Origin of the sequence: Frigoribacterium sp. PvP121, from assembly GCF_017833115.1 — a bacterium.
Classification (GTDB): Bacteria; Actinomycetota; Actinomycetes; order Actinomycetales; family Microbacteriaceae; genus Frigoribacterium; species Frigoribacterium endophyticum.
In genome coordinates this window covers 2176000-2195145 of the sequence record NZ_JAFIBR010000001.1, presented here as the reverse complement: position 1 = coordinate 2195145, position 19146 = coordinate 2176000, and the positions used below count along the sequence as shown (strand labels likewise).

Annotated in this window: 17 protein-coding genes and 1 tRNA gene; 10 read left to right on the top strand and 8 right to left on the bottom strand. The window is 71.5% G+C overall.

The features are described from left to right. Position 1: 1 nt before the first annotated feature. The 5 genes from JOE43_RS10215 (at position 2) to JOE43_RS10195 (ending at position 5700) form a co-directional block, all read left to right on the top strand. Positions 2-1030 (top strand): ABC transporter substrate-binding protein, encoded by a 1029-nt coding sequence (locus JOE43_RS10215; RefSeq protein WP_209517497.1) that lies wholly within the window; start codon positions 2-4, stop codon positions 1028-1030. A gap of 163 nt (positions 1031-1193) precedes the next feature. Next, positions 1194-2585 (top strand): GntP family permease, encoded by a 1392-nt coding sequence (locus tag JOE43_RS10210; RefSeq protein WP_056054456.1) that lies wholly within the window; start codon positions 1194-1196, stop codon positions 2583-2585. A 106-nt stretch (positions 2586-2691) separates the two neighbouring features. Next, complete coding sequence (locus tag JOE43_RS10205; protein ID WP_209517495.1) at positions 2692-3459, top strand: SDR family oxidoreductase; 768 nt, start codon at positions 2692-2694, stop codon at positions 3457-3459. Between the two features lie 19 nt (positions 3460-3478). Then, complete coding sequence (locus JOE43_RS10200) at positions 3479-4492, top strand: zinc-binding dehydrogenase (RefSeq protein WP_209517493.1); 1014 nt, start codon at positions 3479-3481, stop codon at positions 4490-4492. Between the two features lie 161 nt (positions 4493-4653). Beyond that, the gene (locus JOE43_RS10195; RefSeq protein WP_209517491.1) at positions 4654-5700 is read left to right on the top strand and encodes an NAD(P)-dependent alcohol dehydrogenase; all 1047 of its coding nucleotides are present in this window, start codon (positions 4654-4656) and stop codon (positions 5698-5700) included. A 102-nt stretch (positions 5701-5802) separates the two neighbouring features. Here the strand turns inward: JOE43_RS10195 and JOE43_RS10190 are convergent, their stop codons facing one another. The 4 genes from JOE43_RS10190 to JOE43_RS10175 all read right to left on the bottom strand — a co-directional run bounded on the left by JOE43_RS10190 (position 5803) and on the right by JOE43_RS10175 (position 11154). Beyond that, the gene (locus JOE43_RS10190; protein WP_209517488.1) at positions 5803-7131 is read right to left on the bottom strand and encodes an ABC transporter substrate-binding protein; all 1329 of its coding nucleotides are present in this window, start codon (positions 7129-7131) and stop codon (positions 5803-5805) included. Positions 7132-7247: 116 nt separating this feature from the next. After that, entirely contained in the window at positions 7248-8081 is an 834-nt protein-coding gene (locus JOE43_RS10185; RefSeq protein ID WP_167259466.1) for a carbohydrate ABC transporter permease, read from the bottom strand. Between the two features lie 89 nt (positions 8082-8170). Then, a complete protein-coding gene (locus JOE43_RS10180; protein WP_243861369.1) occupies positions 8171-9115 on the bottom strand; it encodes a carbohydrate ABC transporter permease in 945 nt (314 codons plus the stop codon). Continuing rightward, a complete protein-coding gene (locus tag JOE43_RS10175; protein WP_209517486.1) occupies positions 9112-11154 on the bottom strand; it encodes a beta-galactosidase in 2043 nt (680 codons plus the stop codon). The genes JOE43_RS10180 and JOE43_RS10175 overlap by 4 nt, the downstream gene beginning before the upstream one ends. 231 nt (positions 11155-11385) lie before the next feature. Between JOE43_RS10175 and JOE43_RS10170 the strand changes: the two genes are divergently transcribed. Together JOE43_RS10170 and JOE43_RS10165 are read left to right on the top strand one after the other, a co-directional pair. Beyond that, positions 11386-12405 (top strand): LacI family DNA-binding transcriptional regulator, encoded by a 1020-nt coding sequence (locus JOE43_RS10170; protein ID WP_209517484.1) that lies wholly within the window; start codon positions 11386-11388, stop codon positions 12403-12405. Positions 12406-12448: 43 nt separating this feature from the next. Then, positions 12449-12799, top strand: coding sequence for a substrate-binding domain-containing protein (locus tag JOE43_RS10165; protein WP_209517482.1), 351 nt, complete (start codon positions 12449-12451; stop codon positions 12797-12799). A 34-nt stretch (positions 12800-12833) separates the two neighbouring features. Here the strand turns inward: JOE43_RS10165 and JOE43_RS10160 are convergent, their stop codons facing one another. Next, positions 12834-13160, bottom strand: coding sequence for a hypothetical protein (locus tag JOE43_RS10160; RefSeq protein WP_209517480.1), 327 nt, complete (start codon positions 13158-13160; stop codon positions 12834-12836). Positions 13161-13268: 108 nt separating this feature from the next. On the opposite strand from JOE43_RS10160, the gene JOE43_RS10155 reads away from it, so the two are divergent. Further along, positions 13269-13445, top strand: a complete 177-nt coding sequence (locus tag JOE43_RS10155; RefSeq protein ID WP_209517478.1) for a hypothetical protein — start codon at positions 13269-13271, stop codon at positions 13443-13445. 28 nt (positions 13446-13473) lie between these two features. Here JOE43_RS10155 and JOE43_RS10150 read toward each other — a convergent pair whose 3' ends face one another. The 3 genes from JOE43_RS10150 to JOE43_RS10140 form a co-directional block, all read right to left on the bottom strand. Continuing rightward, positions 13474-13983 (bottom strand): hypothetical protein, encoded by a 510-nt coding sequence (locus JOE43_RS10150; RefSeq protein WP_209517476.1) that lies wholly within the window; start codon positions 13981-13983, stop codon positions 13474-13476. A 241-nt stretch (positions 13984-14224) separates the two neighbouring features. Beyond that, positions 14225-14297: transfer RNA gene (locus tag JOE43_RS10145), tRNA-Val, on the bottom strand. 59 nt (positions 14298-14356) lie between these two features. Further along, positions 14357-14830, bottom strand: a complete 474-nt coding sequence (locus tag JOE43_RS10140) for a peroxiredoxin (RefSeq protein ID WP_209517474.1) — start codon at positions 14828-14830, stop codon at positions 14357-14359. 273 nt (positions 14831-15103) lie between these two features. On the opposite strand from JOE43_RS10140, the gene aceE reads away from it, so the two are divergent. Further along, on the top strand, positions 15104-17848 hold the full coding sequence (gene aceE / locus JOE43_RS10135) for a pyruvate dehydrogenase (acetyl-transferring), homodimeric type (RefSeq protein WP_209517472.1): 2745 nt from the start codon (positions 15104-15106) through the stop codon (positions 17846-17848). Positions 17849-17885: 37 nt separating this feature from the next. Continuing rightward, positions 17886-19097, top strand: a complete 1212-nt coding sequence (locus JOE43_RS10130) for a CdaR family transcriptional regulator (RefSeq protein WP_209517470.1) — start codon at positions 17886-17888, stop codon at positions 19095-19097. Positions 19098-19146 lie beyond the last annotated feature (49 nt).

Genomic DNA, 19146 nt, shown 5'->3' with positions numbered 1-19146 from the left:
CGTGACCATCTCGACGGCCGTGCGCCGCCCCCTCCGCCCCTTCCGCCTCCTCGCGCCCGTCGCGGCCCTCGCCCTCGTGCTCTCCGGCTGCTCGACCGACGCGGGGGGCGACTCCCCCGCCGCCGACGGCGCCGACACCGGCGCCTGGAGCTTCACCGACGACACCGGCACCACGGTCGAGCTCGACCACCGCCCCGAACGCGTCGCGAGCTTCACCGACTACGCGATCGGCCTGATGAGCTACAGCGTCGAGCCGGTGGCCCTGTTCGGCCGCTACGACGTCGCGAGCGACGCACGCCTCGAGGGCGCCGACCTCGACGACACCGCGATCGTCGGGAACTCCTACGGCGAGATCGACCTCGAGGCCCTGGCCGAGGCCGCCCCCGACCTCATCGTGACGGGCATCTACCCCACCGACCGCGAGGGCACCCTCGACCTCGAGGCGCCGTACTACGGCTTCGCCGACGCCGAGCAGCAGGCCCAGCTCGAGAAGATCGCCCCGGTCGTCGCGATCGAGGTCGGCGGCTCGGGCCTCGACGTCATCGACAGCGTGAACCGGCTCGCCTCGGCGCTCGGCGTGGACGACGCCACGATCGCCGACGCGAAGACCGAGTTCGACGCCGCCGCGGCCGACCTCACGGCGGCGGCCGACGAGAGCGACGTCGAGGTGACGGCGATGTACGCCGACGCCGACGGCGTCTACGTGACGAAGCCCGCCGACGAGCCCGAGACCGAGCTGTACCGCAGCCTCGGCGTCCGGTACACGGATCTCCACCCGGACGGGTACTACTACTGGGACATCTTCAGCTGGGAGAACGCGAGCCAGATGATGACCGGCGACGTGCTGCTGGTCAACAACGAGGGCTTCCAGACCGCGGACCTGGAGGCGCAGCCCACCTTCGCGTCCCACCCCGCCCTCGCCGCGGGGCAGGTGCACGACGGCTGGTCGGGCGCCGCCCTCGACTACCGCTCGCAGGCCGAGCACATGACCGAGCTCGCCGAGATCCTGCGCGAGTCGCGTCCGCTCTGACGCTCGTCGAGGCGAGGGTGCGTCGCGCCCGCCGCCGTGTCCGGGTCAGTCCGTTTGCAAAAGTCCTACTTTTTATGGCACCCTGACCCGGACGCAGGGCCCGCACCGGGCTCCGGCGTGGGACGGCGCACCTCGCCCGACGAATTCAACGGAGAAGATCGACATGGACGACTGGACACAGACTCTGGAGGCGGGGCCGCTCCTCGCCATCGCGGCGGGGGCCATCGCGCTCATCCTGCTGCTGGTCATCAAGTTCAAGCTGCACGCCTTCCTGACCCTCGTCATCGTCGCGGCGCTGACGGCGCTCGTCGCCGGCGTCCCGACCGGCGCCATCGCCGAGCTGCTCGTGACGAGCTTCGGCACCACGCTCGGCTCCGTCGCCCTGCTGGTCGGCCTCGGCGCGATGCTCGGCCGCCTCGTCGAGTCGTCGGGCGGCGCCCGGGTGCTCGCCGACCGGATGGTCGACGTCTTCGGCGAGAAGCGGGCGCCGTTCGCGCTCGGCCTCGCCTCGCTCATCATGGGCTTCCCGATCTTCTTCGACGCCGGCCTGATCGTCATGCTGCCGATCGTCTTCGCCGTGGCCCGCCGCATGGGCGGCAAGTCGATGCTGCTCTACGGCATCAGCGCCGCCGCCGCCTTCTCGGTCATGCACGTCTTCCTGCCCCCGCACCCGGGCCCCGTCTCGGCGACCGAGCTGCTCGGCGCCGACCTCGGCATCGTCCTGCTCGCCGGCCTCGTCATCGTCTTCCCGCTCTGGTACGTCTCGGGCTACCTGTGGGCCAAGTACGTCAACGCGCGCATCCCCCTCCCCGTGCTCTCGCTCTTCGGCGACGAGAAGGACGACGTGCAGGCCGGCAACCCGCCGAAGGCCAGCACGGTCATCGCCGTCCTCGCCGTGCCGCTCGTGCTGATCCTCCTCAACACCGGCCTCACCTCCCTCTCGTCCGTCGGCGTCGTCGACGGCGACGCCACCTGGGTCCAGGCCCTCGTGCTCGTCGGCACCAGCGGCATCGCGCTGCTCATCTCGGTGCTCGTCGCCGCCGTCGTCCTCGGCCGTGCCCGCGGCGTGAGCGGCAGCGCCCTCGAGAAGGTGCTCGAGAGCGCCCTCGGCCCGATCTGCTCCGTCGTGCTCATCACCGGCGCCGGCGGCATGTTCGGCGGCGTGCTCCGCGCCTCCGGCATCGGCGACGCCCTCGCCGACGTGCTCGGCGACCTCGGCCTGCCCGTCATCGTGGCCGCCTGGCTGATCGCGGCCATCCTGCGCCTCGCCCAGGGCTCGGCCACGGTCGCCCTCGTGACGGCCGCCGGCCTGATCGCCCCCGCCGTCGCCCTGGCCGACCTCAACCCCGTCCAGCTCGCCGCCGTCGTGCTCGCCACCGCCGCGGGCTCGGTCTTCGCCGGCCACGTCAACGACTCGGGCTTCTGGCTCGTCGGCCGCCTCATGGGCATGGACGTCAAGACGACGCTCCGCGTCTGGACCGTGCAGCAGGCCGTGGAGTCGGTGCTCGGCTTCGCCGCCGCCCTCCTGGTCTTCGGCGTGGGCGCGCTGCTCTAGCCCCTCCCCGTCCGGGCCCCGACACGGCCCGCCCCGCCCTGGCACGGCCCTTGACTGCCCCGCCCCTGCCCGGCGTCCGCCGGCAGGGCCCCTCGAGAGGAACATCGTGAACGACCTGTTCGACCTGACCGACCGGCTCGCCCTCGTGACCGGCTCCTCCCGCGGCCTCGGCCGCACCCTGGCGACGGCCCTGGCGGAGGCGGGGGCCCGGGTCGTCGTGCACGGCCGCGACGCCGCGGCCCTGGAGGAGACGCGCGACGAGATCGAGCGTGCGACCGGCCGCCGCCCCGCCGCGACGCTCTTCGACGTCACCGACGCCGCGGCCGTCGAGTCCGCCGTCGCGGAGCTCGTGGCGGAGCACGGCGTGCCCGACGTCCTCGTGAACAACGCCGGCGTGCAGCGCCGGGCGCCCTTCACCGAGTTCCCCGTCGAGGACTGGGACGCGGTGGTGAGGACGAACCTCTCGAGCGTGTTCTACGTCTCGCGCTTCGTGGCCCCCGGGATGGTCGAGCGCGGCTCGGGCAAGATCGTCAACATCGCGAGCGTGCAGTCGATGCTCGCGCGGCAGACGATCGCGCCCTACTCGGCGACCAAGGCCGGCGTCGCCCAGCTGAGCCGCGGCATGGCCGCCGACCTCGCCCGGCACAACGTGCAGGTGAACACCCTGTCGCCCGGCTACTTCGCGACCGAGATGAACACCGACCTCTGGCAGGACGAGACCTTCGACGCCTGGCTGCGCCAGCGCACCCCCGCCCAGCGCTGGGGCCGGGTGGAGGAGCTGCAGGGCACCCTCGTCTACCTCTCCTCGGCGGCGAGCGACTTCGTCTCGGGGCAGAACATCTTCGTCGACGGCGGCATGACGAGCGTCGTCTAGAGCAGTGGAGGACACGACCATGAAGACCATCCAGATCGACGGAGCCCTGAGCCTCGCCGAGCGCGAGGTGCCCCTGCCGGAGCCCACCGAGGGCGAGGTGCGCATCCGCGTCGAGTGGGTCGGCATCTGCGGCTCCGACCTGCACTACTACTTCGAGGGCGCCAACGGGGCCTTCGTCGTCGAGGAGCCCCTGACCCCCGGGCACGAGCTCTCGGGCCGCGTCGACCTCGACCCCAGCGGCCGCCTCGCGCCCGGCACCCCCGTCACCGTCCACCCGGCTCGCCGCGGCACGTCGGCGCCCGGGGTCGAGGACGCCCCGCACCTCTGGCCCGGCGGCTCCTACCTCGGCAGCGCGTCCACCCGACCGCACACGCAGGGGGCCCTCAGCGAGCACCTCGTCGTCGACGCCGCCATGGTGCGGGTGCTGCCCGAGGGCCTGCCCCTCGACCGGGCCGCCCTCGCCGAGCCCCTCGCCGTCGCCCTCCACGGCGTCGGCCGGGCGGGCGACGTCATCGGGGCGCGCGTGCTCGTGTCGGGGGCCGGGCCGATCGGCCTGCTCGCCGCCGCGGCCGCCCGGGCCCGCGGCGCCGCCCACGTGACCGTGGTCGACCTCCTGCCCGAGCCCCTCGCCCGGGCCACGGCGGTCGGGGCCGACGTCGTCCTGCGCCTCGGCGTCGACGAGGTGCCCGCCGAGGCCTTCGACGTCGTGCTCGAGTGCTCGGGCGCCTCCCCCGCGATCAGCGCCGCGTTCGTCGCCGCGCGTCGTCGGGGCGTCGTCGCGCAGATCGGCATGGTGCCCGACCAGCCCCGACCCGTGAACCTCGCGCCGGCCATCTCGAAGGAGCTCACGGTCGTCGGCGTGTTCCGCTTCGACGACGAGATCGACGAGGCCGTGCGCCTGCTCACCGACGACCCCTCGCTGGAGGCGGTGGTCACCCACCGGCTGCCGGCCGCGGAGGCCGTGCGCGCGTTCGAGGTCGCGAAGGACTCCTCGGCCAGCGGCAAGGTGCTCGTCTCCGCCTGGCACGACTGACCGGGGGCGGCGGAGGGGGCCCCGCGGAGGGGCCCGGCGGAGGGGGCCCTGTCGGGGCCTGCCTCCGCGGAGGTGCCGCGCGTAGCGTGGTGGCAGGCGACCGGAGCGACCTCGTGTCGTGCTCCGCGCCTCCCCCTCACCACCACCCTTGGAGCACCCCCATGCGCACCGTCACCGCCTACGCCGCCCCGTCGGCCACCGAGCCCCTCGTCAGGACGACCATCGAGCGCCGCGACGTCGGCCCGAAGGACGTCATGATCGAGATCGCCTACGCCGGCATCTGCCACAGCGACATCCACACCGTCCGCGGCGAGTGGGGCGAGATCCAGTACCCGCAGGTCGTCGGTCACGAGATCGTCGGCACCGTCTCCGAGGTCGGCTCGGAGGTGACGAAGCACCAGGTCGGCGACCGGGTCGGCGTCGGCTGCATGGTGAACTCGTGCGGCGAGTGCGAGTACTGCCTGCGCGGCGACGAGCAGTACTGCGCGAAGGGCAACGTCGGCACCTACACCGGCGTCGACCCCGCCGACGGCACGATCACGCAGGGCGGCTACTCGCAGGCCGTCGTCGTCACCGAGGACTTCGTCCTCCGCGTGCCGGAGTCGCTCGACTACGACAAGGTCGCCCCGCTGCTCTGCGCCGGCATCACGCTCTACTCGCCCCTGCACCACTGGGGCGTGACCGAGGGCACGAAGGTCGCGATCGTCGGCATGGGCGGCCTCGGCCACATGGGCGTCAAGATCGCCGCGGCGCTCGGCGCCGACGTCACGGTCCTCTCGCAGACGACCTCGAAGCAGGAGGACTCGCTGCGGTTCGGCGCGACCGCGCACTACGCGACCAGCGACGAGCAGACCTTCACCGACCTGGCGAACTCGTTCGACCTGATCGTCAACACCGTGTCGGCGAAGATCGACATGGGCGCGTACCTCAGCCTCCTGAGGGTCGACGGGACGCTCGTCAACGTGGGCGCGCCCTCGGAGCCCCTCGAGGTGCCGGCGTTCGCGCTCATCCCCGCGCGTCGCAGCTGGGCCGGCTCGGCCATCGGCGGCATCCGCGAGACGCAGGAGATGCTCGACTTCTGCGCCGAGCACGGCATCGTGCCCGAGACGGAGCTGATCAGCGCCGACCAGATCAACGAGGCCTACGAGCGCGTACTGGCGTCCGACGTGCGCTACCGCTTCGTCATCGACACGGCGACCATGGCCTGAGGCCCGCGCGGGGCGACCCGCGACGACGACGACGCCCGTGCCGGAGGAGTTCCTCCGGCACGGGCGTCGTCGTGCGTGGTGCGGTGCTGCGTCGCTGCGGTGCTACTTCACCGCGATCGACTGCGCCTCGAGGGCGGCGATCGTCTTCTCCTGGCCGTCCTTCAGCGCGTCGAGCAGGGTGCCGTCACCGGAGGCCGCGGTGCCGAAGCCGTCCGAGATGTCGCTGTAGGTCTGCGTCATCGTGGGGCCCCAGGTGAAGGGCTGGATGTTCTCGGCGGCCTTCGCGAAGTCCTCATAGATGGGCTGGTCGCCGTAGAACTCGACGCCGGCGGTCAGGGCCGGCAGGTCGGCGCCGGTGGTCGACGCCGGGTACAGGTTGGCCTCCTTGTTGAGGGCGTCCAGCGCCTCCGTGGAGGTGTTCAGCCAGATCAGGAACTTCGACGCCTCGGCGGGGTGCTCGCTGCCCTTGAAGACGACGTTCGACGATCCGCCCCAGGCGGCCGAGGCGCTCTCGCCTTCCTCCCACTGCGGCATGGGCGCGACGGCCCACTTGCCCGACGTGTCGGGCGCGCCGCTCGAGATGGTGTTGGCGCCCCAGACGGCCGAGACCCAGGTCCAGTCCTGGTCGGTGTTGTAGGCGTTGTTCCACTCGTCGGTGAAGCTCGGCAGCGTGCTGACCAGCCCCTTCGAGATGAGGTCCTGCCAGTAGTCGGCGACCTTGGTGGAGGCCTCGTCGGTCATGTCGACGCTCCAGGTGCCGTCGCTCGTGTCGAACCACTGGCCGCCGGCCTGCGAGACGAGCCCGGCGAACTGGTTGACGTCGCCCTTGGCGAAGTTGGTGATGCTGCCGCCCATCTCCTTGATCTTCACGGCGTCCTCGGCGTACTGCTCCCACGTGGTGGGCACGTCGAGGCCGGCCTGCTCGAAGAGGTCCTTGCGGTAGTACAGCGCCATGGGGCCGGAGTCCTGCGGGATCGCGTAGACCGAGTCGTCCTCGCCGAAGGTGACCTGGTTCCACAGGCCGTCCGAGAAGTCGGCCTCGGCGTCGGAGACGCCGTCGCACGAGGCGATGTTCGCGAGGCCGTCCTGCACGCGGAAGGCGGGGAGCGTGTCGTACTCGACCTGACCGATGTCGGGAGCGTTGTCGGCCTTCAGCTGGTTGAAGAAGTTCTGGTACGTGCCGCTGTTGCCGTTCGGCACGATGGAGACCTTGACCTGGATGTCGGGGTTCTCCTCGTTCCAGAGAGCGACGACCTTGTCCATGTTGGGCACCCAGGTCGTGAAGTTCAGGGTCACCTTGCCCGAGGAGGCCTCGCACGAGGCGGAGTCGCCGGAGGCGCTGTCCGAGCCGCTGCCGGAGCTGCAGCCGGCGAGGGCGATGGTCGAGACCACGGCGGCGGCCGCGATCGTGAGGACGCGGGATCTGTTCATGATGATTCCTATCGAGGTGCGTGACCGGGGTGCCCGGTCACGGGTGGGAACGACGCTGTTGCCGTGGGGAAGGGAAGACGAGGAGGCGCGGTGCGGGTCGAGCGGGCCGGTGCGGCTCACTTGAGCCCGCCGGAGCCCAGGCCGCTGCGCCAGAAGCGCTGCAGGCTGAGGAAGGCGACCAGGAGCGGGATGATCGAGACGAACGCCCCCACGAGCACCAGGGTGCGGAGCTCGGGGTACTGGCTCACGTTGGAGTTCCAGGTGTAGAGGCCGAGGGTCACGGGGAAGAGCTCCTGCGACCGCAGCATCACGAGGGGCAGGAAGAAGTTGTTCCAGATCGCGACGAACTGGAAGAGGAACACCGTCACGAGGGCGGGCGACATGAGGCGGATCGCGACGGTGAAGAAGGTGCGGAGCTCGCTCGAGCCGTCGATGCGCGCGGCCTCGATGATCTCGTCGGGCACGCTCGACGCCGCGTAGATGCGGCTCAGGTAGACGCCGAACGGGCTGACGATGCTCGGCAGGAAGACCGCCCAGAACGTGTCGGTCAGCTGCACCTGGCTGAAGATGAGGAAGAGCGGGAGCGCGAGCGCCGTCGCGGGCACCAGGACTCCGCCGAGGAAGACGTTGAACAGCGCCTCCCGACCGCGGAAGCGGTACTTCGCCAGGGCGTAGCCGCACATCGCGGAGAGGATCGTGCCGAGGCCTCCGGCGACCGTGGCGTACACGATGCTGTTCAGCATCCACCGCGGGAAGATCCCGTCGTTGTAGGTGAAGAGCTGCCCGATGTTGCCGACGAAGTCCTGCAGCGACGTCGCCGAGAACCAGAGCGCCGGCCCGCTGTTGAAGTTGTCGAGCGTCTTGGTCGACGAGACGAAGAGCCAGAAGATCGGGATGAGGAAGTAGAGCGTGAAGGCGCCCATGATGATCATCGCGGCGGAGCGCGACATGACGCTCTCGCGGGGGCCGCGGCCGCGCTTCGGCGCCGGGGCGCTGGCGTCGTCGAACGACTGGGCGGGACGGGTGGGTGCGTCGACGGTCACTGGTCGGCCTTCCGCTGGGTCAACCGGAGGAAGCCGATCGAGAGGATGAACGTCGCCACGGCGAGGACGACGCTGAACGCGGCGGCGAGGTTGAAGTTGGGCACCGACGACGTCGAGTAGACGAGCATGTTCGGCGTGAAGGTCGACGAGATCGTCGACGTGAACTGGCGGAAGACCAGCGGCTCGGTGAGCAGCTGAAGGGTGCCGATGACCGAGAACACCGCGGTGAGCACGATCGCGGGGATGACGAGCGGGATCTTGATGGCGACCGCGATGCGCCACTGCGAGGCGCCGTCGAGGCGCGCGGCCTCGTAGATCTCGGTCGGGATGGCGAGCAGCGACGAGTAGATGATCAGCATGTTGTAGCCGACGAAGACCCAGGTGACGACGTTGGCGATGGCCCACAGCACCGTGCCGCCGTCGAGCAGGCCCACGCTCGAGGTCACCGCGGAGAACGGCGAGAGGCTCGGCGAGTAGAGGTAGCCCCACATGATGGCCGCGATCACGCCGGGGACGGCGTACGGGGCGAAGAAGGCGAGGCGGAAGAAGCGCTTGCCGCGGAGGAGGGGCGAGTCGAGGAGCAGGGCGAAGAGCAGGGCCAGGAAGAGCATGACCGGCACCTGGACGACGCCGAAGAGCAGCACCCGGAGGATGGACGACCAGAACTCGCCGTTCTGGAAGACCAGCGCGTACTGCGCCAGGCCGCCGAAGACCTGGGTGGGGGCGCCGAAGGTGCCCTCGCGCTCGATCTTCTGGAGCGACTGCCAGACCGCGTAGAGGATGGGCGTGAGGTAGAAGGCCGCGAAGAGCACGCCGAACGGGAGGACGAAGATCGCGATCGCCTTGCGGTAGCGGAACCCCCTCCTGCGGCCGGGGGCCTCGGGTCGCGGGGCCTCGTCGGTCGCGCGGCGACCTCGCGAGCGGGCGGAGGTGACGGTCATGATGCCTTCCTGTCCTGGCGGATGATGTGCGAGCCGCCCGCGGCGAGCTCGACGGGCCCCGAGACGTGCTGCTCGGAGACCAGGTCGTAGCCGGAGAACTCGTGGACGACGACGTCGTCGGAGTGGTTGAGGACGAAGACCCACTCGTGCTGGTCGCCGACGCGGCGGACGACCTCGACCCCGGCGCGGCCGGCGACCTCGCTGCGGGGGGCGACCCCGGCCTCGTCGACGGCGCGGGCCACGACGTGGCGGAGCGTCGCGGCGTCGAGCTCGGTCGAGACGTACCAGCCGAGGCCTCGGCCGTGCGCGTTCCGCGTCACGGCGGGGCGACCGGCGAGCGTGCCGGAGGCGTAGCCCAGGACGGCCTCGGCGCCGACGAGCTCCACGGGCTCCGACCAGAGCGACCCGGTGGCGCCGACGGGCCCGCCCGAGATCTCGACCCGGCCGCCGACCGGCAGCGGGGAGAACTCGTCGACCCGCACGCCCAGCAGGTCGCGGAACGCCCCGGGGTAGCCGCCGACGCGCACCGCGTCGGTCTCGTCGACGATGCCGCTGAAGAACGTGACGAGGGCCGAGCCGCCGGCCGCGACGAACTCGTCGACCACGGCCGCGTGCTCGTCGCGGACGAGGTAGAGGCTCGGCACCACGACGAGCGCGTAGCCGTCGAGGGAGGCGCCGGGCGCGACCACGTCGACGGTGACGCCGAGCTCCCAGAGGGCGCCGTAGAGGCGGTGGACCTGCTCGATGTACGAGAAGTCGGCTGTGGGGTGCGCCTCCAGGTCGGCCGCCCACCAGTTCTCCCAGCTGAAGACGAGGGCGACGTCGGCGACGACCCGCGAGCCGCGCAGCTCGCCGAGCCGGCCGGCGAGGGCGCCGAGCTCGACGGAGTCCCGCCAGGTGCGCGACGAGGTGCCGGCGTGCGGCAGCAGCGCCGAGTGGAACTTCTCGGTGCCCTTGACGGAGGCGCGCCACTGGAAGAAGCAGATGCCGTCGGCGCCGCGGGCCACGTGGGAGGCGGTGTTGCGGAGCATCTCGCCCGGCGCCTTCGTGAGGTTGCGGGGCTGCCAGTTGACGGCTCCCGTCGAGTGCTCCATCAGGATCCACGGCGCGCCTCCGGCGAGGCCCCGGGTGGTGTCGGCGGCGAACGAGAGCTCGACCTCGGGCCGCTCGAGGCGGTGGTCGAGGTAGTGGTCGTTGGCGATGACGGCCATGTCGCCCGCCCAGGTCCAGTAGTCCTGGTTCCTGATGTGGGCGGCCACCATGAAGTTGGTCGTGATCGGCACGGCGCTGGCGAGCCGGATCACCTCCGCCTCGGCGCGGTAGTGCTCGAGCAGCGCGTCGGAGCTGAAGCGGTGGAAGTCGATGGTCTGGGCCGGGTTGACGAACGACAGCGTGGCCCGCGGGGGCAGCACCTCGGTGAACGACGAGTACCGCTGGCTCCAGAACGCCGTGCCCCAGGCGGCGTTCAGCGCGTCCACGGTGCCGTGGCGCGCCTCCAGCCAGGCCCGGAAAGCGAGGGCCGACTCGTCGCAGTAGCACAGGGCGTTGTGGCAGCCGAGCTCGTTCGAGACGTGCCAGAGCTTCACGGCCGGGTGCGAGCCGTAGCGCTCGGCGGTCGCCCGCACGAGCTCGAGGGCGCGCTCGCGGAAGACCGGCGAGCTGGGGCAGAAGGCCTGGCGGCCGCCCGGCCAGCGTGTCGTGCCGTCGGCCGCGACGGGCAGCACCTCGGGGTGGCGCGTGGTGAGCCACGGCGGCGGCGACGAGGTGCCGGTGCCGAGGTTCACGCCGATGCCGGCCTCGTGCAGCAGGTCGATGACCGTGTCGAGGTCGTCGAAGCGGAAGCGGCCGGGCTCGGGCTCGACGTGCGACCAGCCGAAGATGTTGATCGCGACCAGGTTGACGCCGGCCTCGCGCATCAGCGCGACGTCCTCGACCCAGGTCTCCCGCGACCACTGCTCCGGGTTGTAGTCGCAGCCGAAGACGAGACCGTCGAGCCCGAGTTCGAGCGCGGTGGGCTGCGGGAGGGTCTGGGTCAGCACGGGGGCCTCGGCTTCGTCGTCGGGTTCTCCCCCGCCGACGCCAGGCCGGAGCCCTTCGTCTGTGAAGGTTCACACACAGTGTCTGTGATCGTTCCCACACATCCTCGGCGAGAGCCTCGGTGCATCTTTCTGGGAACGTTCACAGAGTAAAACCCAGACGTCCGGGTTTGTCAACACGGCAGGCGCCGGGGCTCCGCGCCCGGCCGTCCAGGGTCGGCTAGGGTGACTCCCATGCCTGGTCAGCCAGCCCCCCGGCGCCGGGCCACGATCCACGACGTCGCCGCCGAGGCGGGCATCTCGCGAGGCACCGTCTCGAGGGTGCTCAACGACGAGCCCTACGTGTCGGCGCAGGCCCGGGAGGCCGTCGAGGCCGCCGTGGCCAAGGTCGGCTACGTCCGCAACGCCGCCGCGCGCAACCTCGTCACGCAGCGGTCGCGGGCCGTCGCGCTGATCGTGCACGAGCCGCACTCGGTCGTGCTCGACGACCCCAACATCGGCAACATCCTGATCGGCACGAACGCGGTGCTCTCGCAGGCCGACCACCAGCTCGTCACCCTGATGATCGACTCGCGCCGCGACAGCGACCGCGTGGTCGAGTACCTCCGGGGCGGCTTCGTCGACGGCGCGATCATCCTGTCGGCCCGCACCGGCGACCCGATCTCCCAGGCGGTCGCCGAGCTGCGCCTCCCCGCGTCGTTCGTCGGCCACCCGCTCGACGCCCCCGACATCCCCTACATCGGCATCGACAACGCCGCGGCGGCCGAGGCGATCGTCCGCCGCCTGCTCGGCACCGGTCGGCGCCGGGTCGGCATGCTCGCCTCCGGCCTCGACCGCGACTCGGGCCAGGACCGCCTCGCGGGCTTCCGGGCCGCCCTCGGCGACCTCTTCGACCCCGACCTCGTCGTCCGCAACCCGTTCTACAGCTACACCGCCGGCGTCGACGGCATGACGGAGCTGCTGCGGCGCGACCCCACCGTCGACGGCGTCTTCGCCGCGTCGGACGCCGTCGCGGCCGGGGCCCTCGACGTGCTGCACCGGCGGGGCGTCGACGTGCCGGGGCAGATCGGCATCGTCGGCTTCGACGACAGCTCGTGGGCGCTGCGCTGCACGCCGGCGCTGTCGACCGTGCGGCAGCCGGCGGAGGACCTCGGCCGTCGGGCCGCCCAGCAGGTGCTCGACCAGCTCGGCGGCACCGACCGTGCCGTGGGCGTCCTGCTGCCGACCGACATCGTGTGGCGCGACAGCGCCTGACCGGGCCAGCAAGGGTCCGGGGCCGGGGGCCGGCGTGCGGCCGATGGCTCTCCGCCGCCGACGCGGCAGCTCCCGCCTTCTCCCCCTCGATCGGCCGGACGGCGTCTTCGCGGCGAACGACCTCGTGGCGATGGGCGTGCTCCAGTCACTGGTGATGCTCGGCGACCTGCGGGTGCCCGACGGCGTCGCCCTCGTGGGCTACGACGACATCGACTTCGCGCGGGCCGCCGTGGTGCCCCTGACCTCGGTGCGTCAGCCCAGCGGCCTCATCGGCCAGACGGCGATGGAGATCCTGCAGGAAGAGATCGACGACCCCACGCGCGAGCCACGGCGCGTCGTCTTCGCCCCCGAGCTCGTCGTGCGGGCCAGCACCGTGGCGGGCGCCTCGGGCTGAGGCGCGCCGGGTGCTGCTCGGGGCCCGGACCTGATCACCGTTCGAGAGGGACTGCGAGGAGGCGCGCCTCCCGTCGTGCGGGCGCGAACCACCACCCGAGGAAGCCGCCCATGAGCGTCGCCCCGGCCGCCGCCCACGCGGGTGACCCGGCGCGCCGACGGACGGCGAGCAGGAGGGCCGTGCCGACGACGAGATTCGTCAGCGACCACGCGGCGTTCTCGCGGGGCGACGAGAGGCCGACCCCCGGAGGTGTCGTTAACGGGCTGGGGAACTCCCGCCCACGGAGCGCCGCCGTTCCGTGCGGGACGGCGTTGGCGAGGAAGGCACCGGCCAGGAAGCGGGTCACCGCGACGACGATCATCGCTCGACCCTAGGCCCGGGGCTCGGGCTCTGCGCCCCGCGCCCCGGCTGGTACCGTGTCGCGCACCTCGTCGCTCGCCCCTCGACTCCCCCGACCCCGGAGGCCCCCGTGCTGTTCGCGATCACCCTCCTCGTCCTCGGTCTCGTCGGCGTCGTCGGAGGCGCCCTCATCGTCGCGCGGCGGGCGGGCGGCAGCCCGGCCCCGGGCATCGTCATCATCGTGCTGGGTGCGGTGGCGGCCGCGCTGGCGGTGGCGCTGTTGACGCTCCCCGGCGTCCCGGCCTGACACCTCCCCCCGCACCGCAGCCGCCGCCCTACCGGCGACGGTGCCGTCCGACGAGACTCCCGAGGAGGGCCAGCCCGCAGACGGTCGGCAGGAACCAGAGGAACGCCGCGGGCCCCACGGCTCCCCCGACGGCCAGGCCGGCGGTCCCCACCGCGAGGAGGAGGGAGCCGACCACGATGCGCCACCGGTGAGGGTGCGATCGCCGGGGCGTGATCGGCAGCGACCTGAACTCCCGTCGAGCGCCTTCGGTCGCGTCGACCGCTCGCCCCGCCGGCAAGCCCGGGCCGTCGACCTCGAGCGCCCGGTCGTCGATCCACGGGCCTGCCCCGAGCTCGGGGCAGCGGTCGCCGACGGCGTGGGCGACGGCCGAGTAGTCGGCCGGCGCTCCGCGGTACATCGCGTCGACGAGGCTGACGTCGTACTCGACCCGGCCGTCGGGCCACAACGCATCGTGGCGGACCCTACGGACGGCCCGACCCGACCACCGTGACGGCACGGCGAACGCCACGGCACGGGCGGCGACGGGGCGAGTGGTCACGCCCCGATCGGTCGGACGGGCCCTTCCGTCATCGTCCTGCGTCATCGCTCAGCCCCCTGGTCGTCGATCCACGTCCAGCCTGCCGCGTCGACCTGACAGCTGGCGGGCGCCGAGACGCTCCTCGCGAGCCCAGGCGTGGATCCGCCCGGAGGAGCGAGCGATGACGGATGCGCGAGAGCACCGAGCTCGATGGCTACGACGACGCCGTACGCCCTCGTCGATCCGGTCAGGTGCCTGACGGTGGGCCCTGCCGGGCTCGAACCGACGACATCCACGGTGTAAACGTGGCGCTCTACCAACTGAGCTAAAGGCCCCTGCACCGCGGGTGCGCGGCGGGACGATGCTACCGCGGCCGAGGCCGGGCCCCGTCGCGTCAGGCGGGGACGGGCACCAGCGCGTCGAGGGCCGTGCGGTAGTCGTCGATCGAGCGGGCCTGGCCGGGCTCGGTGACGAAGTGCTCGCGGATCACGCCGTCGATGTCGATCAGGAAGGTCGCGCGCGTCGCGAAGCCCTTGTGGTCGAGGAACACGCCGTACTCCTTCGAGACCTCGCCGTGCGGCCAGAAGTCGGCGAGCATCGTGAAGTCGTAGCCCTCGTCCTCGGCGAACGCGCGGAGCGTCGCCTTCGAGTCCACGGAGATGCCGATCAGCTCGACGCGGTGGTCCTGGAACATCGCCAGGTTGTCGCGCAGCGTGCACAGCTCGGCGGTGCACGTGCTCGAGAAGGCGAGCGGGAAGAAGACCAGCGCCACGGGCTTGACGCCCCGGAAGTCCGAGAGCCGGACGTGCTCGCCGAACTGGTTCGGCAGGTCGAAGTCAGGTGCCTGGATGTCGTTCTCCAGAGCCATTGCGCGTTCCTCCCTCGTCGGCTCGGTCGGCCGGCGATGACACGATCGTCGATACTACGCCGGAGGCGCGTGGCCGCAAGGCCGTTCGCCCGCGGCGTGCCCACCACCGGCTCTCGACGCCTCCCAGCGGCTGCCGAGCCTCCGTCGGCGGAGGCAACTAGACTCGACCAGTCAGACGCCGACGACTGCCGTTACCCGGCCGTGTCAGCCCTGGCGTCTGCCCGCCCGAGTCGGGCGGCAGCTGATGTCAACCACGAGTGATAGAGGTCAAGGGTGACGGTAAACGACCAGGATCCGTACACGGTCGACAAGGCCGATCGCGATCCGGAAGAGACCGCTGAGTGGCGGGAGTCGCTCGACTCCCTCGTCGCGACGCAGGGCCACGAGCGCGCTCGCGAGATCATGAAGAGCCTGTTGACGCGGTCGAGCGAGCTGCACCTCGGCGTCCCGATGGTGCCGAAGACGGACTACGTCAACACCATCGCCCCGGAGGACGAGCCCGAGTTCCCCGGCGACGAGGACCTCGAGCGCCGGTACCGCCGCTGGATCCGCTGGAACGCCGCCGTCACCGTCCACCGTGCCCAGCGCCCCGGCATCTCCGTCGGCGGCCACATCTCCACCTACGCCTCCTCCGCTGCGCTGTACGAGGTCGGCTACAACCACTTCTTCCGCGGTCAGGACGCCCCCGGCGGCGGCGACCAGGTCTTCTTCCAGGGCCACGCCTCCCCCGGCATGTACGCCCGCGCCTACCTCGAGGGCCGTCTCGGCACCGAGCAGCTCGACGGCTTCCGTCAAGAGAAGTCGCACCACACCGGCGGCCTGAGCTCCTACCCGCACCCCCGCCTGATGCCCTCGTTCTGGCAGTTCCCGACCGTGTCGATGGGCCTCGGCCCGATCAACGCGATCTACCAGGCCCAGGTCGCCAAGTACCTCACCAACCGCGGCGTCAAGGACGCCTCCGACCAGCAGGTCTGGGCCTTCCTCGGCGACGGCGAGATGGACGAGGTCGAGAGCCGCGGCCAGCTCCAGGTGGCGGCGAACGAGGGGCTCGACAACCTCAACTTCGTCATCAACTGCAACCTGCAGCGCCTCGACGGCCCCGTCCGCGGCAACGGCAAGATCATCCAGGAGCTCGAGAGCTTCTTCCGTGGCGCGGGCTGGAACGTCATCAAGGTGGTCTGGGGCCGCGAGTGGGACGACCTGCTCGCCCGCGACACCGAGGGCGCCCTGCTCAACCTCATGAACACGACGCCCGACGGCGACTTCCAGACGTACAAGGCCGAGAGCGGCGCCTACGTCCGCGAGAACTTCTTCGGCCGCGACCCCCGCGCCCTGGAGCTCATCAAGGACTTCACCGACGACCAGGTCTGGAACCTCAAGCGCGGCGGCCACGACTACCGCAAGGTCTACGCGGCGTTCAAGGCGGCCTCCGAGCACAAGGGCCAGCCGACCGTCATCCTGGCGAAGACGGTCAAGGGCTACGGCCTCGGCCCGTCGTTCGAGGGCCGCAACGCGACCCACCAGATGAAGAAGCTCACGCTCGACAACCTCAAGCAGTTCCGCGACGAGATGCGCATCCCCGTCTCCGACGCGCAGCTCGACGAGAACCCCTACCAGCCGCCCTACTACCACCCCGGCGACGGCGACGAGGCGATCCAGTACCTGCACGAGCGCCGTCGCGCGCTCGGCGGCTACGTGCCCGAGCGCCGCTCGAAGTACACCCAGGTCGCCGTGCCCGAGCAGAAGTCGTACGATGTCGTGAAGAAGGGCTCCGGCAAGCAGGAGGTCGCCACGACGATGGCCTTCGCGCGCCTCCTGAAGGACCTCCTGCGCTCGCCCGACTTCGGCCACCGCATCGTCCCGATCATCCCGGACGAAGCGCGCACCTTCGGCATGGACGCCTACTTCCCGACGTCCAAGATCTACAACCCGAACGGCCAGCACTACACGTCGGTCGACCGTGAGCTCCTCCTCGCCTACAAGGAGAGCCCCCAGGGCCAGCTGCTGCACGTCGGCATCAACGAGGCCGGCGCGTTCGCGGCCTTCACGGCCGTGGGCACCTCGTACTCGACGCAGGGCGAGCCGCTCATCCCGGTCTACGTCTTCTACTCGATGTTCGGGTTCCAGCGCACCGGCGACGCCATGTGGGCGGCCGGCGACCAGATGGCACGCGGCTTCATCATCGGAGCCACCGCGGGCCGCACGACGCTGACCGGCGAGGGCCTCCAGCACGCCGACGGGCACTCGCTCCTGCTCGCCTCGACCAACCCGGCCGTCGTCTCGTACGACCCCGCGTTCGGCTACGAGCTCGGCCACATCGTCAAGGCGGGCATGGACCGCATGTACGGCACGACGGAGGACGGCTCGCCGGCCCACTCCGACCCGAACGTCATGTACTACATCACCGTCTACAACGAGCCGATGGCCCAGCCCGCCGAGCCCGACGACCTCGACGTCGACGGGCTGCTGCACGGCATCTACAAGCTCAAGAGCGCCGACAACCTGGGCCCGCGCGCCCAGCTGCTCGCGTCCGGCGTGGGCGTGCCGTGGGCCCTGGAGGCACAGCAGCTGCTCGCCGACGACTGGAACGTCGCCGCCGACGTGTGGAGCGTCACCTCCTGGAACGAGCTGCGCCGCGAGGGCCTCGCCGCTGAGGAGCACAACTTCCTCAACCCCGGCGCCGAGCAGCGCACCCCCTACGTCACGGAGAAGCTCCGGGGCAGCGAGGGTCCGTTCATCGCGACCAGCGACTTCATGGCCGCCGTTCCCGACCAGATCCGCGAGTTCGTCCCCGGCGACTACCTGACGCTCGGTGCCGACGGCTTCGGCTTCAGCGACACGCGCGCCGCGGCCCGTCGGTTCTTCAAGATCGACGGCCCGTCGATGGTCGTCCGCACGCTGCAGGCCCTGGCCCGCCGCGGCGAGGTCGACCCGAGCGTCGTCCAGCAGGCGATCGACCGCTACCGGCTGCACGACGTGACGGCCGGCACCAGCGGCAGCGCCGGCGGGGAGAGCTGACCGCGACGTGAGCGCTGAGCGGGTGTCGAACTCGCCCATGGAACCGTCCGCCGCCACGAAGGAGCGCACGCTCGCGTGGCTGCGGACGGTCTCGGGCGAGCTGTCGACGGCGACGATCAAGCGCCTGGAGGAGACGCTGCCCTGGTACGGCGACATGCCGCCCGGGCGGCGCTCCGCCGTGGGGCTCGTCGCCCAGGCCGGCATCACGTCGTTCATCAGCTGGTTCGACAACCCCCAGTCGACGCCCTGGATCGCCGCCGACGTCTTCGGGGCAGCTCCGCGCGAGCTGCTCCGGAGCGTCAGCCTGCAGCAGACCCTGCAGCTGATCCGCGTGACGGTCGAGGTCGTGGAGGAACGGGTCAAGGACGGCGACGACTCCCTCCGCGAGGCGATCCTGCTCTACTCACGCGAGATCGCGTTCGCCTCGGCGGACGTCTACGCGCGGGCCGCGGAGGCACGCGGCCTCTGGGACGCCCGGCTCGAGGCCCTCGTCGTCGACTCGATCCTCAGCGGCGAGTACGACGACGAGCTGCCGAGCCGGATCGCCGCGCTCGGCTGGCACGGGCACGGCGAGGTCTCCGTCCTCGTCGGCACGGCCCCGCGGATGCTCGACGTCGACATGCTCCGGCGCACGGCCCGGCACCTCGAGGCCGACGTGCTCATCGGCGTGCAGGGCAGCAGGCTCGTCCTCGTCATCGGCCGCGCCGAGCAGGTCGTCACCGACACGGACGGCGAGACGGCCGCCCCCGACCGCCGCACGTCGTTCACGGAGATCGCCTCGGCCCTCGAGCCCGGCTTCGGCGACGGGCACCTCGTCCTCGGCCACGAGGTGCCCAGCCTCGTCGACGCGTCGAAGAGCGCCAAGGCGGCCCTCGCCGGCTTCGCGGTCGCGCGGTCGTGGCGAGCCGCTCCCCGCCCCGTCCTGGCCGACGACCTCCTGCCCGAGCGGGCCCTCGCCGGCGACCCCGTCGCCCGGTCGACGCTCGTCAACCGCGTCTACAAGCCGCTCAAGAACCACTCCACCGAGCTCCTGACCACCCTCTGGTGCTACCTCGACAACGGGCGCTCGCTCGAGGCGACGGCCCGTGAGCTCTTCGTGCACCCGAACACCGTGCGCTACCGCCTCAAGCGCGTCTCCGACGTCATCGGCTGGGACGCCACCGGCGCCCGGGAGGCACTCATCCTCCAGAGCGCGCTCATCCTCGGCTCGATCGCCGACCACGACGCCCCGGTCACGCGTCGCCGCTGACGAGCCCAGGAGGCGGGGCCTCGTGGAGATCGACAAGGCTCGTCGCGAT